Origin of the sequence: Hoyosella subflava DQS3-9A1, from assembly GCF_000214175.1 — a bacterium.
In the GTDB taxonomy this organism is placed as follows: domain Bacteria; phylum Actinomycetota; class Actinomycetes; order Mycobacteriales; family Mycobacteriaceae; genus Hoyosella; species Hoyosella subflava.
In genome coordinates this window covers 1,494,099-1,508,509 of sequence record NC_015564.1, presented here as the reverse complement: position 1 = coordinate 1,508,509, position 14,411 = coordinate 1,494,099, and the positions used below count along the sequence as shown (strand labels likewise).

At 62.2% G+C, this 14,411-nt stretch carries 19 protein-coding genes; 2 read left to right on the top strand and 17 right to left on the bottom strand.

What is annotated here, in order from left to right; all coding sequences use genetic code 11:
• Window positions 1-25: 25 nt before the first annotated feature.
• Genes AS9A_RS07030 through AS9A_RS07020 form a run of 3 tightly spaced genes read right to left on the bottom strand, consistent with a single transcriptional unit; the run spans window position 26 to window position 3,143 of the window.
• Window positions 26-736 (bottom strand): TIGR02234 family membrane protein, encoded by a 711-nt coding sequence (locus AS9A_RS07030; protein ID WP_013806255.1) that lies wholly within the window; start codon window positions 734-736, stop codon window positions 26-28.
• Window positions 733-2,286 carry an anthranilate synthase component I gene (locus AS9A_RS07025; RefSeq protein ID WP_013806254.1) on the bottom strand — a complete coding sequence of 518 codons (1,554 nt, stop codon included), beginning with the start codon at window positions 2,284-2,286 and terminating at the stop codon, window positions 733-735. Before AS9A_RS07025 ends, AS9A_RS07030 begins: the two co-directional genes overlap by 4 nt.
• 50 nt (window positions 2,287-2,336) lie before the next feature.
• Entirely contained in the window at window positions 2,337-3,143 is an 807-nt protein-coding gene (locus AS9A_RS07020) for an alpha/beta hydrolase (protein WP_013806253.1), read from the bottom strand.
• A gap of 184 nt (window positions 3,144-3,327) precedes the next feature.
• Here AS9A_RS07020 and AS9A_RS07015 point away from each other — a divergent pair, with 184 nt between their 5' ends.
• Entirely contained in the window at window positions 3,328-3,981 is a 654-nt protein-coding gene (locus tag AS9A_RS07015; RefSeq protein ID WP_013806252.1) for a DUF998 domain-containing protein, read from the top strand.
• A gap of 8 nt (window positions 3,982-3,989) precedes the next feature.
• On the opposite strand, the gene AS9A_RS07010 is transcribed toward AS9A_RS07015, so the two are convergent.
• The 13 genes from AS9A_RS07010 to hisD form a co-directional block, all read right to left on the bottom strand.
• Window positions 3,990-4,310, bottom strand: a complete 321-nt coding sequence (locus tag AS9A_RS07010; RefSeq protein ID WP_013806251.1) for a GYD domain-containing protein — start codon at window positions 4,308-4,310, stop codon at window positions 3,990-3,992.
• Between the two features lie 122 nt (window positions 4,311-4,432).
• On the bottom strand, window positions 4,433-4,612 hold the full coding sequence (locus AS9A_RS07005) for a tautomerase family protein (protein ID WP_013806250.1): 180 nt from the start codon (window positions 4,610-4,612) through the stop codon (window positions 4,433-4,435).
• Between the two features lie 42 nt (window positions 4,613-4,654).
• Window positions 4,655-5,299: a DUF2461 domain-containing protein gene (locus AS9A_RS07000; RefSeq protein ID WP_013806249.1), complete on the bottom strand. Its 645-nt coding sequence runs from the start codon at window positions 5,297-5,299 to the stop codon at window positions 4,655-4,657.
• Window positions 5,300-5,325: 26 nt separating this feature from the next.
• Window positions 5,326-5,688 (bottom strand): phosphoribosyl-AMP cyclohydrolase, encoded by a 363-nt coding sequence (gene hisI / locus AS9A_RS06995; RefSeq protein WP_013806248.1) that lies wholly within the window; start codon window positions 5,686-5,688, stop codon window positions 5,326-5,328.
• Entirely contained in the window at window positions 5,685-6,458 is a 774-nt protein-coding gene (gene hisF / locus AS9A_RS06990) for an imidazole glycerol phosphate synthase subunit HisF (protein WP_013806247.1), read from the bottom strand. The genes hisI and hisF overlap by 4 nt, the downstream gene beginning before the upstream one ends.
• 48 nt (window positions 6,459-6,506) lie before the next feature.
• A complete protein-coding gene (locus tag AS9A_RS06985) occupies window positions 6,507-7,364 on the bottom strand; it encodes an inositol monophosphatase family protein (RefSeq protein WP_013806246.1) in 858 nt (285 codons plus the stop codon).
• A 14-nt stretch (window positions 7,365-7,378) separates the two neighbouring features.
• Entirely contained in the window at window positions 7,379-8,113 is a 735-nt protein-coding gene (gene priA / locus AS9A_RS06980; protein WP_013806245.1) for a bifunctional 1-(5-phosphoribosyl)-5-((5-phosphoribosylamino)methylideneamino)imidazole-4-carboxamide isomerase/phosphoribosylanthranilate isomerase PriA, read from the bottom strand.
• A gap of 11 nt (window positions 8,114-8,124) precedes the next feature.
• Window positions 8,125-8,382: a hypothetical protein gene (locus AS9A_RS06975; protein WP_041450926.1), complete on the bottom strand. Its 258-nt coding sequence runs from the start codon at window positions 8,380-8,382 to the stop codon at window positions 8,125-8,127.
• Complete coding sequence (hisH, locus tag AS9A_RS06970; protein ID WP_041450925.1) at window positions 8,379-9,014, bottom strand: imidazole glycerol phosphate synthase subunit HisH; 636 nt, start codon at window positions 9,012-9,014, stop codon at window positions 8,379-8,381. The genes AS9A_RS06975 and hisH overlap by 4 nt, the downstream gene beginning before the upstream one ends.
• 1 nt (window position 9,015) lies before the next feature.
• A complete protein-coding gene (locus AS9A_RS24320) occupies window positions 9,016-9,177 on the bottom strand; it encodes a hypothetical protein (protein WP_041450924.1) in 162 nt (53 codons plus the stop codon).
• The gene (gene hisB, locus AS9A_RS06960) at window positions 9,174-9,788 is read right to left on the bottom strand and encodes an imidazoleglycerol-phosphate dehydratase HisB (RefSeq protein WP_013806241.1); all 615 of its coding nucleotides are present in this window, start codon (window positions 9,786-9,788) and stop codon (window positions 9,174-9,176) included. The genes AS9A_RS24320 and hisB overlap by 4 nt, the downstream gene beginning before the upstream one ends.
• On the bottom strand, window positions 9,785-10,918 hold the full coding sequence (locus tag AS9A_RS06955; RefSeq protein WP_013806240.1) for a histidinol-phosphate transaminase: 1,134 nt from the start codon (window positions 10,916-10,918) through the stop codon (window positions 9,785-9,787). The genes hisB and AS9A_RS06955 overlap by 4 nt, the downstream gene beginning before the upstream one ends.
• Window positions 10,919-10,932: 14 nt before the next feature.
• Window positions 10,933-12,273: a histidinol dehydrogenase gene (gene hisD / locus AS9A_RS06950; protein WP_013806239.1), complete on the bottom strand. Its 1,341-nt coding sequence runs from the start codon at window positions 12,271-12,273 to the stop codon at window positions 10,933-10,935.
• Between hisD and AS9A_RS06945 the strand changes: the two genes are divergently transcribed.
• A complete protein-coding gene (locus tag AS9A_RS06945; protein ID WP_013806238.1) occupies window positions 12,272-13,036 on the top strand; it encodes a hypothetical protein in 765 nt (254 codons plus the stop codon). The two genes, hisD and AS9A_RS06945, sit on opposite strands and share 2 nt — an antisense overlap.
• Before the next feature lies 1 nt (window position 13,037).
• On the opposite strand, the gene AS9A_RS06940 is transcribed toward AS9A_RS06945, so the two are convergent.
• Entirely contained in the window at window positions 13,038-14,405 is a 1,368-nt protein-coding gene (locus AS9A_RS06940) for a DUF4185 domain-containing protein (protein ID WP_013806237.1), read from the bottom strand.
• Window positions 14,406-14,411: the final 6 nt, after the last annotated feature.

Genomic DNA, 14,411 nt, shown 5'->3' with positions numbered 1-14,411 from the left:
TTGCTGCCACCCTCGGCGGTAGCTACTAGCCTAAACCCGGCCGGTTTCCTGAGTTATCCGGCCCCTCATCCGCGCCCGCGGTGGGATCTTCGCCCGCATCAAGCGCATCCCACAGCAGACGTTCGTTCAATGGTATGCCCGCGGCCGTCCCACCCGAAATCGCCCCGTCCCTCTCCTCATCCCGCATGACAGCACGTGCGTCGTCACGCCGGGCCGCCGGTGTCTGGTAGCGGCTTCGAGCAGCGCCTTCAGGGCTTGGTGCCACTATCGCCAGCGCGGCTCCCGCGAGGCCCGCGGCAGCGCCTAGCAGCGCAAGGCTTGGCGCCCATATGGTGAGGGAAAGGTCCGCGATCTCGGCGCGAACAGGCAAACTCTCTAGTTGACGCACACGATCCTCGTCGACTCCCGCAACCAGCACGCGTATCGGTGACACGGCAGCCGCTCCAGCGAGAACGGCAATGACGATGCCCACAAGACGGTGAAAGCGGCCGCGTACAACGAGCATCGCGATCACCGCGGCACCCATGGCGAGCGCGATCGGGCCCAGTTCCGCAGCCCAGGTCGCACCGATCACCGCTTCCAGCCGGGCAGGCTGCAACCCATCAGCCACCGACATCGCGATCCAGCCCGCCCTAGAGGACGCCCACACCAGGCTGGCACCTGCCAGCACGAGCACCATTGCCAATGCCCGGCGCCGTTTAGTTCGTCCCTGCTGTTCAACGGCCGCCGCCGTCATGCGTCACCCGAATCCGCCTGGCTGGCTGGCGTCAACGGCTCAATTGTGCCTGCGGCGGCCACGGCCTTGAGTACAGCCATCGCCTTGTTGCGAGCCTCATCATCCTCGTACTCGGGCAACGAGTCAGCGACGACGCCGGCCCCAGCCTGGACATACGCGACGCCATCCTTCAGCAACGCCGTCCTGATCGCGATCGCCGTGTCGGCATTTCCGGTGAAGTCGAGATACCCCACGATCCCCCCGTACAGCCCTCGCCGGGTCAGTTCGAGTTCGTCGATAATCTCCATGGCGCGGACTTTGGGCGCGCCGGAAAGCGTGCCTGCCGGAAAACAGGCGGTCACCGCATCAAGTGCAGTCTTTCCGTCGCGGAGACGCCCCGACACCGTGGAAACCAGATGCATGACATGGCTGTACCGCTCCACATGGCGATAATCGGTGACCTTTACCGTGCCAGGCTGACAGACGCGTCCCAGGTCGTTCCTGCCTAGATCGACCAGCATCAGATGTTCAGCGTTTTCTTTCTCATCCTCGAGAAGTCCCTTCTCGAGAAGAAGATCGTCTTCTTCGGTTTCCCCTCGCCAGCGCGTCCCGGCGATGGGGTGCGTAATCGCCACATCATCCTTCACAGTGACGAGCGCTTCCGGGCTTGAACCAACGATGGTGAACGCCGTCTCCCCCGCTTCGTTCGGCACGCGAAGGTGATACATGTAGGGACTTGGGTTCGAGGCACGGAGCATCCGGTACACGTCCAGCCCGTCAGCGCTCGTTTCCATCTCAAAACGCTGCGAGAGCACCACCTGGAAGGCTTCACCCGCCTCGATTTCGTGCACCACCTGGGTCACCGCGCTGGCGAAATCGTCGCTGGTACGCTGCCTCCGGTAATCGGGCTCGGGACGGCTGAACACTGAGACCGTGGAGGTAGCGGGCGCACCGAGCGCTTGTGCCATTTCATCGAGGCGCGCCACCGCCGCGTCGTATGCCTCATCTGCACGCTCGGCGGTGCCGTCCCAGTTCACGGCATTCGCGATCAGCGTGATGCTGCCTTCATGATGGTCGAAGGCCGCGAAATCGGTGGCCAGCAGCATCACCATCTCAGGGATCCGCAAGTCGTCGACCGTATTTTCCGGCAGTCGCTCGATCCGACGGACAACGTCGTAGCCCATATAGCCGACAAGTCCGCCAGTCAGCGGCGGCATCCCGTCAATGTGCTCGCTCTGCAGCAACTCCAGCGTGTCGCGCAGCGCCTTGATGGGGTCACCACCCGCTGGCGCACCAACAGGGGCTGAGCCCAGCCACGCCGCTTCACCCTCACGAACCGTGAGCGCGCAGGGACTGCCAGCGCCGATGAACGACCAGCGCGACCACGACCGCCCATTCTCAGCCGACTCTAGGAGAAACGTTCCGGGCCGGTCTCCCGCCAGTTTCCGGTAGGCCGACAGCGGCGTCTCTGAGTCAGCGAGCACTTTCCGGGTCACAGGCACCACGCGATGCAGCTCCGCGAGGTGGTGGAATTGTTCCCGGGTCGTAGTCGAATCGAGCATGCCGACCATCCTTGCAGCTCCGTTGGCGCGCGTCACACTCGACTGCCCCGGCATCCGCTTCATCGGACATTTGCGGCAGCATCACTCACAGCGGAAACCACCTCCGGACCGTAGTTCAGGATCGCGTCATTGTGATCGGCGTCCGGAATCTCGATAACAGTCGTGCCGGCAGCCTCCGCGACGGTGTGGCTTTGGTCGAGAGGGACTATGGAATCGCGGGATCCCGCAATCACAGTGACAGGAACTCCCCGCAGTTCAGCGACATTCTCGAGTACTGGGTACTGATCCTTCAGAAGTGCGCGCACGGGGAGAAATGGGTAATGCCGCGCGCCAACGTCCGCAAGACTTGTGAAGGGTGACCGCAGCACCATCGCGGCCGGTTGATGTCTGGTCGCCAGAGCGGTGACGACGCCCGCTCCGAGACTCTCACCGAAATAGATGAGTTGCTCCGGCGGTAGGTTTTCGACCTCCGTCAGGAACGCGTACGCGGCATCCGCGTCCGCGGCTAACCCTGTCTCGCTGGGTGAGCCTGGGTTGCCCCCATACCCCCGGTACTCGAGCAAGAGGACACCCAGCCCATCCTCTGCGAAGCCCCGGGCGAGCGGTGTGCGGTGGGAGCGATTTCCCGCATTACCTGGCGCCACGAGCACTACGGGTGCACCAGGTTCTGCGGCAGGGATGTACCACGCAGACAGTTCAAGCCCATCAGCTGTGCGCAAGGCGACGTCCCGGGCACCGTCGACGGCCTCCGCTGCAGGCGGCACGTCCCCACTCATGGGCAAGTAGATCAACTGCCGCTGAAAAAGCCATGCGGCGCCAACAATCAGACCTGCCACGACGCCCACGACCGCGACGATTGAGAGCACTGACCTCACGGTGCTCCTGCGGCTAGACGAATGCGGCTTAGGCTGACTCATTGCCCTTCTCAGCCTAGCGGCCTCTGGCTGAGGTGTAGGCTCAAGGAGAGTACGGCGGATCGTCCGTAACACACGATTTGATCGTTTCGGGTTATCCAGAGCGTGCGCGCACGACCGATTTCCTGGAGCCCGCGTGACGTCTCAAAATTCACGAAACATCGCTGCCGGGGCGGCGTGGAGCCTCGCGTTCGCTTACCTCGCCGCAGAGATTGTCACCGCGTACGCCTGGAAGACCACATACAGCTTTCAGCACAGGACGATCAGCGATCTTGGCGTCACCGACTGCACGCCGGAATTGTGCTCACCACTGCACCCGCTGATGAACGCCACCTTCGTGACACTTGGAGTGCTCACGATCTTCGGCGCAGTACTCTTCAGCGTCGCCATCCCTCACGGCTACCGCCGACGGTTGATCGTCTCGCTAGCGGTCCTCACGGGTCTCAGCACCGCTGCAACCGGGCTAGTTCCGTCGAACTACGGCATCGTCCCGCATATGCTGGCAGTTTTGCCAGGGTTCATCGCGCGACACATACTGCTGATTCTGGTCGCGATTTGGATGTGGCAACAACATCGACTCGTTGCGATCTTGGCAGCATTGTGCGCGCTGAGCGGGCTCTCCGGCATCATCCTGCTCGTCGCGACGCCAGTGCATATCGGGATCAGCGAACGAATCGTGCTGTACCCGCTTCCCGTGTTTATGGCTTTCACCGGAACTGCCATCATGACCGCAACGCTCGTGAAAGTCAGGTCCCAACGCCGCGCTCTGCGACACCGGGACGCTGACTGACCCGACGATCAGGATCCAGGCGGCTGGTAGGTCACTTCCTTCGCCGCGGCAGCATCGACCTGTTCTGGTGTCAGCAGAGACACCGTGAGTGAACTCGCCGCGCCTGAGGCCGCTGTTCGCAGACTCAATGCAGCGGCTGCGACCTCGTCTGGTACATCACCGATGACGTACAGGTCTTCGGCGCCGAATGCAAAGTAGAACGCTTCTACGCTGCCACCGACACTTTCGACCATCTCCGTGATGGCGGCCCTACGAGCACTGCCGCCTTGTTCGAGCAAACCCTGCGCGCCTTCAGGCGAATAGCTAACCTGCCATAGATATTTCGGCATATTCGTCTAGCCTCCTACATGGGTCGATAACGTCTCCGCCGGATTTGACCCTACGCGTTTCGGCTGTGCACAGCGGGCCATTTCAGGATCGCCGTGGGTATTGCCGCTTCGGCACGTGCAAGTCAGCCAAGCGGGGTGCCGCCCACGCCCCACTGCTCGCGGGGTACCTCGTTGATGACGACCCACACGGCCTTCTCGCTCTTACCTGTGGCCTCGCAGTACGCCTTGGTGACGGCCGCGATTGTGTCGCGTTTCTGTTCCGCGGTGAGTCCGGGGGTCTGCGATATCTGAATCAAAGGCATGGCGTAAGTCTGCCGCGCGAGCGCCGGTCGGCGCGAATCGGATCACGTCACGGTGGAAGCGGCGAGCCTGCCAATCAGCGGCTGAAATGCGCGCCAGTCTTGTCGCACCATGTCGAGGGTGCGCGTGGTTGTCAGCCAATCAGGCGAGACATACGCGCGGCTTACGGTCAGCGATTTGTGACGCATGAGGCCCAGCCGAGGATGGTCTTCCGGCACGCCACGCGGACGTGTTTTCAGCTTGTCCCCGCCGATTTCGTAGCCTTGCCCCACCAACGCGGTCACCGCGTTCTCCAGATCGCGTCCGCGCTTGTCGTCGTCCAGAGTTTTGCGCAGCGCCGAAACCTGTTCGGACGTGCCTCCGTAGAAGCCACCGGCGACGAACAGCCCCGAGGCGTCGATTTGCACGTACCATCCGACGCTTGGCGCTGCGGCCACATAGGCTCCCTGATGCGTCTTATACGGTGCCTTGTTTTTCGAGAACCGGACGTCGCGATACGGGCGGAAAATTTTTCCCGCGCCGAACTCTGGTTCCAGCGCGGCGAGGAGCGACACCATCGGGGCACGAACGTCAGCGTCATAAATAGCTTTGTGCGACGCCCAGAAGGCTTTCGAGTTGTCGTCCTCTAAATCCTCGTAAAAGTCCAGCGCGGAAACTGGGAAGCCAGCGAACTTCGGCACCGGGTTCATCGCCTTTTCCGTCAATGCCGGCTCCGCTAAAGTTCGGACTTCAACAGGAGGCGCTCTTCCGTATCGAAGCACGTGTGAGTCCCCGTGTGGCAGGCGGCACCCGTCTGATCCACCAGTAGCAGGACCGTGTCGCCGTCACAGTCGATGCGTACCTCGTGGACATGCTGGGCGTGGCCCGACGTCTCGCCCTTCACCCAGTACTCCTGGCGGCTGCGGGAGTAATAGGTGGCTTTCCGCGTCGCGAGAGTCTGGGCTAGTGCACGGTCATCCATCCACGCCACCATCAAGACGTTCCCGGTCGCGCGCTCCTGGACGACCGCAGCGAAGAGCCCGTCACTATTGCGCTTCAGGCGGTTCGAAACAGTCTCCGGCAATGCGGCTTCGATCATCGCACTTCGATCCCCTCTGCCCCCATAGCGGCCTTGACCTGCGGAATCGTGAGGTCCTTGAAGTGGAACACGCTGGCGGCCAGAACTGCGTCCGCACCCGCTTTGATTGCTGGCGCGAAGTGATCAATTTTTCCGGCGCCACCGCTCGCGATGACCGGGATGCCAACTGCGGCACGGACCGCCCGGATCATAGGAAGATCAAACCCGGCCTTGGTGCCATCCGCGTCCATAGAATTGAGCAGAATCTCACCGACCCCAAGTTCCGCACCCCGGATTGCCCATTCGACTGCGTCGATTCCGGTGCCCCGCTTCCCGCCATGAGTGGTCACTTCCCACCCGGACGGCGTGTCAGGCTGCCCGTCGGGCACGGTGCGCGCGTCAACGGAAAGGACGATGCACTGAGAACCGAACCGGGTCGAGAGCTCCCGAAGAAGGTCTGGCCGTGCGATCGCGGCCGTGTTGACGCTCACTTTGTCAGCACCGGCACGCAACAGCCGGTCCACGTCGTCAACAGATCGCACACCACCACCGACGGTGAGGGGTATGAAGACCTGCTCCGCTGTTCGGCGAACCACATCGATCATCGTGGCGCGATCGCCCGTGGAGGCGGTGACGTCAAGGAAAGTGAGTTCGTCGGCGCCCTGCTCGTCGTAAAGGGCAGCCAGTGCGACGGGATCACCCGCATCACGCAGGTTCTCGAAGTTGACGCCTTTGACAACTCGTCCGGCATCCACGTCGAGACACGGAATGACGCGCACTGCAAGGGTCATCGGTTGGTCCCTTTCTCCGACTTCCGGCGATTGCCGAAACTGGCAACATCACTCGGCATCAAGCGCCTCCTGCGTGAATCCTGTGCGCGCGTTGACCGCACGGATGATCGCAATGAGTTGCTCGTGCACCCCTGGCGAGGCTGCGAGCAGTGATGGTGATCCCGCTTCCCACGGGTTGCCGTGTAAGTCGGTCACGATTCCGCCAGCTGCCCTGACAAGCGCGGCCCCAGCAGCGTGATCCCATACGTGATGCCCGAAGCTGATCGCCGCTCCGAGTGAACCCGCAGCGGTATAGGCGAGGTCAGCGCCTGTGCAGCCCTGGAGGCGCAACCTAGAGCACACACGGCTGATCTCGCCGATCACTTCCTGGCGATACTCACCGGGATATACGCCGGCGCTGTCGAGGTTGAAAGAACCGAGCGCGATGATCGACTCGCGAACATCAACTCGTTCCAGCCGCGGCTGGTCCTTGCCGTTGCGGATTAGACAACCAGCGCTCAGAGCGACGAACTTTTCGTTGAGCATTGGCAGCCAGGTGAGGCCTGCCACCGGTTCGCGGTTGTCCAGCAGGGCCAGCAAGATACCGGCCATAGGTAAGCCAGCGGAGTAGTTCAACGTGCCATCGATAGGATCGAGCACCCACAGGAGGTCTGGAGGGACCCCGCCCGCAGACTTCTCTCCGTGGCCGAACTCCTCACCCAGGACTGGGATCCCGGTGCGCTTCCGCAGTTCGCCACCGATCTGCTTTTCAAGTTCGAGGTCCAGGGCTGTCGCGAAGTCGCGGCCGCCCTTGTTCACCGCACTTGGTGCTCCAATTCCTTCGCGGAACCGGACTGACGCTGCGTCGAGAATCTCCCCGGCGAGCCGTACCAGCTCTTCTAGCTGCGATTGCGACAGTGATCCCACGGGCGGCACGGTACCTACTTCGATACCGCGCGGAGCGCTTCCGGCAATGTGAAACGGCCCGCGTAAAGCGCTTTTCCGACAATCGACCCTTCCACGCCAGCTCCCGTGAGGGTCGCGATCGCGCGGAGATCGTCAATGGTCGAAACGCCTCCCGAAGCAATCACCGGGGCGTCCGTCGCTTCGCACACCTGCCGTAGCAGTTCGATGTTCGGCCCGGTCAGAGTGCCGTCTTTGGTGACGTCAGTTACTACATATCGGGTGCAGCCGTCACGGTTAAGCCGTTCAAGGACCTCCCAGAGGTCACCCCCGTCGCTCACCCAGCCACGCCCGCGCAGACGATGCGCGCCGTCGATGATCCGCACGTCCAGCCCGACTGCAATCTTCTCGCCGTGCTCGGAGACAACCTTCCGGCACCATTCGGGGTCTTCCAGAGCGGCGGTCCCGAGGTTGACGCGTGCGCAACCGGTCGCGAGCGCAGCGGCAAGCGAATCGTCGTCGCGGATGCCGCCAGATAGCTCGACTTTGACATCGAGTTCACCAACGACCCCTGCGAGAAGCTCGCGATTGGACCCGCGACCGAATGCCGCGTCAAGATCAACGAGGTGTACCCATTCGGCACCATCGTTTTGCCACTGCAAAGCGGCCTCGCGTGGCGAACCGTAACTTGTTTCGCTGCCCGCTTCTCCTTGTACAAGGCGAACAGCCTGACCATCCGCGACATCTACAGCGGGCAATAGAACCAGACTCACGTGCGATAACCCTAGTCGTTGAGTTCGCGTTCACGCGAACTGTCGTTGTCCATTTCTTCCACCGCACGCCGTGTCATGCGGGTCGATACCACACCCATCGCTGCCACAGCTGCAGCTAGCCCAGCAAGCGCGATGACTAGTCCGAGCACGGGTTGCGGCTGTAACGCAAGAATGAGGAGGGTGGCGACGAGAATCATGCCAGCACCAGCACCTAACGAAAAAAGCGCCAGACGCCCGTACGAAATCCGTGAGCCTTTGTGCTTATTCACACCGACCTCACCCAATTCTCCAGCAAATGCGCTCCGGCGTCCCCCGATTTCTCGGGATGAAACTGAGTCGCGGCTAATGGGCCGTTCTCTACCGCGGCGAGAAACCTCCCGCCGTAGTCGCCCCACGTCAGCTTGGGCGGAGCGAGAATGTCGGACGGTTCCATCTCCCACTTCTGCGCCGCGTAGGTGTGCACGAAGTAGAACCGCGTAGTGGGATCAATACCACGGAATAGCAAACTGCCCTCTGGGGCTTGCACGGTATTCCACCCCATGTGCGGCAACACATCGGCTTTCAGCCGCTCAACTGTGCCGGGCCATTCGCCGCATCCGGTCGCCTCGACACCGAACTCAACGCCCCGCTCGAACAAGATCTGCATGCCAACGCAGATGCCCAGTACTGGTCGGCCCCCAGCCAGACGCCGACCAATGATCGTGTCGCCCTTCACTGCGCGCAGACCTTCCATGCACGCTGCGAAAGCCCCCACACCCGGCACCACGAGGCCATCCGCCTCGAGAGCGGCCTGTGGGTCGGCGGTGACGGTTGTGTCAGCGCCAACGCGTTCGACGGCACGCTGCGCCGACCGGAGGTTGCCCGAGCCGTAATCCAAGATGGCTACCTTGGGCGACTTCACTTCAGACCACCTCCATCAATCGCAGCACAGCACCCACGCCACAGAACACCGCGAGCGCCGCGAGCACACCGGAAAGAAACCGGTTGATCTTCCACAGGGCGATCGCACCGCCGATCAAGAACCCTGCTGCCATAAACAGCAGGTACATCAGCGCAGAGCTCACAGCGCACCTTTCGTGGAAGGAATGCCGCCTACGCGTGGATCTGGCTCAACGGCAGCCCGTAGCGCCCGCGCAACTGCCTTGAACTCTGCTTCCGTGATGTGGTGCGGATCGCGGCCGTAGAGCACGCGAACATGGAGTGCGATACGTGCGTTGAGTGCGAACGACTCGAACACGTGCCGGTTGATGACGGTCGCGTAAGGCGTGCCCGGATAGCCACCGATGATCGTGGTGAGCATGTGTTCCGGTTCACCCGTGTGCACGCAGTACGGCCGACCCGACACATCAACGATCGCCTGGGCCAAGGTTTCATCCATCGGGATACACGCATCGGCGAATCGCCTAATGCCCTTCTTATCGCCAAGCGCCTGCCCGAATGCCTGTCCCAGCACGATCGCGGTGTCTTCAACCGTGTGGTGTGCCTCGATCTCGATGTCACCCTGAGCCTGCACCGTCAGGTCGAAACTCCCGTGGACACCGAGGGCTGTCAGCATGTGATCGAAGAACGGGACACCTGTCGCCACCTCAACCTGCCCGGTGCCGTCCAAGTTGATTTCGACAGTGATGCTGGATTCACGCGTCGTGCGTTCGACACGCGCTATCCGCGGGGTCATGCCTCTCCCTCCAGTTCGGTCGCGGCAAGACGCTCGCTGACCTCAAGGAACACGTCGTTCTCCGCTGCAAGTCCGATCGTTGCACGCAGGTAACCCGCGATGCCAACATCCCGGATCAGCACTCCCTGATCAAGGTAGTGCTGCCACGTCACTGTTTGATCAGCGAACGTACCGAACAGGAGAAAGTTCGCGTCGCTGGGGATAACGGTAAACCCCAGCTCTGACATTTTCTGCGCAACCCGGTCACGCTGCCGCGCCAATTCAGCCACGCTTCCCAGGGTTTCTTCCGCGTGCCGGAGCGCTGCCCGAGCGGCTGCTTGCGTCACCACAGATAGGTGATACGGCAGGCGGACGAGCAGCATCGCGTCAATCACCGCAGGTGCGGCAACCAGATAACCAAGCCTGCCTCCAGCGAAGGCGAAAGCTTTGCTCATCGTGCGGCTGACAACGAGTTTGCTCGGGAATTCGCTGATGAGGCTCACAGCACTCGGTGCATCAGAAAATTCGCCGTACGCTTCATCGACGACCACGATCCCCGGTGCCGCAGCAAGTAACACCTTCAAGTCCTCGATTGGGATGCTGTGACCAGTCGGGTTGTTTGGGCTCGTCACAAACGTCACATCCGGCTCGCGGGCGCGGATCTCCGCTACCGCCGCCTCGATGTCAAGGGAGAAATCGGCACGACGCGGCGAATCAACCCACGTCGTCTGGGTACCCGTCGAGATGATCGGGTGCATCGAATACGAGGGCGTGAACCCCATTGCGTTACGCCCCGGACCACCGAAAGCCTGCAGGAGCTGCTGCAAAATCTCATTCGATCCGTTCGCAGCCCACAGGTTGTCGGTTGTAACGGGCACACCTGTCTGACGCGTCACATACTCGGCCAGTTCCGTCCGCAGCGCCACCGCGTCACGGTCAGGGTAGCGGTGCAGCGACGCCGCGGCATCCCGTACAGCTTCAGCCACATCGGCGACGAGCGCTGCCGACGGCGGATGCGGATTCTCATTCGTATTCAATTGCACTGGAACGGACAACTGCGGGGCCCCGTAGGGCTTCTTCCCACGCAGGTTCTCGCGAAGCGGCAGATCAGCAAGCCCGATCTGTCCGCCGGGTGATTCGGTTGTTGCCACCGTAGAAACCTTCGTTAGCTGGGACTGTCAGGGAAGCGAGCACGCACTGCGTCACCGTGCGCCGGAAGGTCCTCCGCGTGCGCGAGGGCAATCACATGGCGAGCGACGTCACGCAACGCGTCCTCGCTGTACTCGATGACATGGACGCCCTTGAGGAAAGTCTGAACCGAGAGTCCGGACGAGTGGCGCGCACAGCCGGCAGTGGGAAGCACGTGGTTCGATCCCGCGCAGTAGTCTCCGAGGCTCACTGGGGAGTGTGGCCCGACGAAGATCGCGCCTGCCGCGCGGATCTTGCCCGCGATCGCGGCCGCGTCACGTGTCTGAATCTCGAGGTGCTCGGCTGCGTATGCGTTCACGGCCCTGATGCCGTCGTCGATCGTTGACACGAGCACAATTCCGGACTGCTTTCCACTAAGCGCGGTGGCTACTCGCTCCTGATGCTTCGTCGTGTGCAGCTGCTCGGCAACCGCTCTGTCGACGGCATCCGCGAGTTCTTCACTCGTCGTTACAAGGACGCTCGCGGCGAGAACGTCGTGTTCCGCCTGACTGATCAGATCCGCTGCCACGTGCCTCGGGTCGGCGGTGTCGTCAGCCAGGATCGCAATCTCAGTGGGACCAGCCTCTGCATCAATCCCAACGAGGCTGCGGCACAACCGCTTTGCGGCCGTCACATAGATATTGCCGGGCCCGGTGATCATGTCGACCGGCTCTAATTCAGCACCGTCACAATCGGTTCCACCATAGGTCAGCAGCGCGACAGCCTGCGCACCGCCGACCGCCCACACCTCGTCCACGCCCAGCAGAGCCGCCGCCGCAAGAATTGTCGGATGCGGCAGGCCACCGAACTCGGCTTGCGGCGGTGACGTCACGACGAGCGACCCGACCCCGGCTTCCTGCGCGGGAACAACGTTCATCACCACACTCGACGGGTACACGGCATTACCGCCAGGCACGTACAAACCGACCCGGTCAACCGCGATCCATCGCTCCGTCACTGTCCCACCGGGAACTACCTCTGTCGCGGTGTCAGTGCGTCGCTGATCGCGGTGAACTGTTCGCGCTCGATCGATAGCGACCTCCAACGCGTCACGCACGCGGGGGTCGAGTCCGGTCAGTGATTTATCCAATTCCTCGGCAGGTACGCGAATCCGGTCTGGACGGACGCGATCGAACTTCTCACCGAATTCCAGTGCTGCATCCGCACCGCGGTCGCGCACAGCCTCCACCACCGGCCGGACGTGATGCAGCACCGAGTCCACATCGACTCCGCCACGCGGCAGTGACGCGCGCAGCTCAGCAGTAGTCGGTGTTCGGTCACGCAAATCGAGGCGACCGAGATCGGAACGGGGAGACATGCAGGTCCTTCCTGATGGTATTCGTTCATCACCAGGATACGGCGCCACGATCTCCGCACACGAAGCTGATCTCGCGGACACCTGTACCGTCGTCCTCACTATGAGAAACCGCAGCGAACTGGTCACGCGAGTTGCTGGAGTATCAAGCCTCCTCGCCGGCACGATCATCACCACGGGCATGGTGCTTTATGCCCTCGCGGGCGCAGATCTTGAAACTGCGGTGAACTCGGGAGACATGGCCGCCTACTTCGCCGCGGCGGTAGAGAATCACCTGCTGGTCGTGACGTTGTTCCTATGGATGATCGCCTCGCTACTGATCGTGGCCGCAGCGACCGCACTCGCTGTCTATACGCGCTCTCTCGCCGGGTGGCTGGGCACCGCCTCCGCAACAGTCGGAGCTGCGGTCGCGCTGCCCACTTACCTCACTATGCTCGCACTTATCAACGTTGCCGCACCCAACGGTTCCCGCGAGGTCGCGGAGGTAATCGGATGGGCTGCCTCGCGCGGCGACTGGACGGCCACCGTACTACTGCTTTCAGTCACCCCCATGCTCCTCAGCATGTCCGGAGCATGGCATCCGCAGGTGCAACGCTGGCTGGTGGCGCTGGGCGCGACAGCGGCGTTATCAGGTCTCACGGCGGTTGCGGCGCTGTTCGGTATCGTGCCCTCACCAACGGGATACGCCGTTCTTCTCGCCGGGCCACTCTGGCTGTTCGCGGCCGGAGCCGTCACGTTACGTGCGTCGGCTCCGGCCGCGCCCTGAGTCAGAAGGGGAAGGCCTGGAGGCTCCCAGAATCGAGGTTCTGCGCGGACGGACCACTGAGTGAACCACCGCCGGAGGGCGGGTCCTGGCTCAGAGTCGTGCGCATGAACAGAACGTTGTAATCGGACCAGCGCGAAACTGTGAAGTACAACTGATTGCCCGAGGACCAAGGGTGGATGTACGGGGCATATAGCCCGCCCGGCCAAGCTGCAGCCGTCATGATCGTCTGTGCACTACTCCACGGGCCTTGTGGCTGACTGGCGGTGCGCATCACGACGCTACCCACGCCGTTCGTATACATCGCGATGTATTTGCCGAGATAGTCGTTCCATTGAACCGACATTTCACTGACGGGCGCACCAATGACGTTGCTCGCTGCCCCAGGATCAGCATTCACCCACGATGAACCGTTCCAGTAGTCGTACTTCTGAAGCTCGAGGATCTCCTCCTCGAGGACACGCGCGACGCGTGCCGCACCGCTGCGGCCCGAGGGTGTCCCGAAGGTGTAGACGTAGCCGTCGCGTTTGACGTATGCCGTCATCTGAAAGTTCTGGTTACCCGCGATGAAGGTGGCGCCCGAGATCCCGCTGTTCTGATTGAATCGAATCGTTCCTGGATCGACTTCCCAGTTCTCGCCATTGTCTTCGGACACTGCGATCGCCGAAAAATTTGTGGTCCACTGACCGGGGGTGCCCCACTGCCGGACGGACATGAAGTTGATGTACTGCGTCGTACCCACGGAGATTCCGGCGGTGGGGATCACAGTGATCTCGGTCGGCGCCAGCTCTAGGCTGTCGATAATCTGTTTGGAGAAGTTCGGTCTATCGACGGTGACCGGTGAGCCACCCTGGAGGTAGTCGGCATCTTCCTCTGTCAAGGGGTCCGGGACGGACATCCCATCCGACAGCGTGGTGTCGCCTGAGCGCATCAGAGTGTTGTACCGCCACTCATTGCCAGGGAGGGAACAGTCGCCGAAGGTGTCACCGTAGGCAATGAGGACCTGCCGTTCGGCACCGCTGCCTCCGTTATCCCACATGATCCCAAGATCAGTCCCCGAAATGCCGAAGCGTTCGACTGTCGCGTTGTCGCTGCGCGGGCCCGTCAACATCCCGACAAGCGAAGCCGGCGAGGCAGATTGGGCGCTGAAAAGCTCATCTTGCGGCTCACTTCCGACTGGACCGTCTGCCGTGATCGGCTTACGTCCGAGGGGAGTTCCCTCCACTTCAGCTTCGTCAGATTCGGTGGACGAGGCTGTGACGCCCGAGCACGGCGCTGCGCTTGCCGTGGCCGGAATTGCCGCCGGGACGACGAACCCGCCGGCCACCACAGCTGCAGCCAGCCAGAGTGGTTGGGTGGAAAGAGATCTCATACGGAC